The 527-nt window shown below is 60.7% G+C and carries 1 protein-coding gene; it reads right to left on the reverse strand.

What is annotated here, in order from left to right; genetic code table 11:
- Position 1 precedes the first annotated feature (1 nt).
- Positions 2–527 (reverse strand): IS630 family transposase (locus B1818_RS23855; protein WP_004020948.1); only part of this gene is annotated, 526 nt, incomplete at its 5' end.

Here is a 527-nt window from a genome sequence, read left to right on the forward strand (position 1 = left end):
GCTAGTGTTCTGAGTCATTAATTCGTGTGCAGTAGTGGGCGATGGAGTCGAGGATCTGGTCAGCGGTCTTGACCCACACGTAGGGGCGGGGGTTGTCGTTCCAGGTCTCGATCCATGCTCTGATGTCGGCGTTGAGCGCTCTCACGGTGCGGTGGGTGGAGCGTTGGAGCTTCTTGGTGGTCAGTTCGGCGAACCAGCGTTCGACGAGGTTCATCCAGGATGAGCTCGTCGGGGTGAAGTGGACAACGAATCGTGGGTGCGAGGTCAGCCATCGTTTGACCGCGGGCGTCTTGTGGGTAGAGGCGTTGTCCATGACCAGGTGGACGTCGAGCTCGTCGGGCACCTCGGCGTCGATCTTGCGGAGAAACCCGATGAATTCTGTTGCCCGATGCCGTGAGTGAAGCGAACCGATCACTTTTCCCGACGCGATGTCCAACGCCGCGTACAGACTGGAGGTGCCGTTGCGCACATAGTCGTGGCTGGCCCGTTGCGGGGTGCCCGGGAGCATGGGAAAGATCGGCTGGGTG

Source organism: Gordonia sp. IITR100, assembly GCF_002009645.1.
In the GTDB taxonomy this organism is placed as follows: Bacteria; Actinomycetota; Actinomycetes; order Mycobacteriales; family Mycobacteriaceae; genus Gordonia; species Gordonia hongkongensis.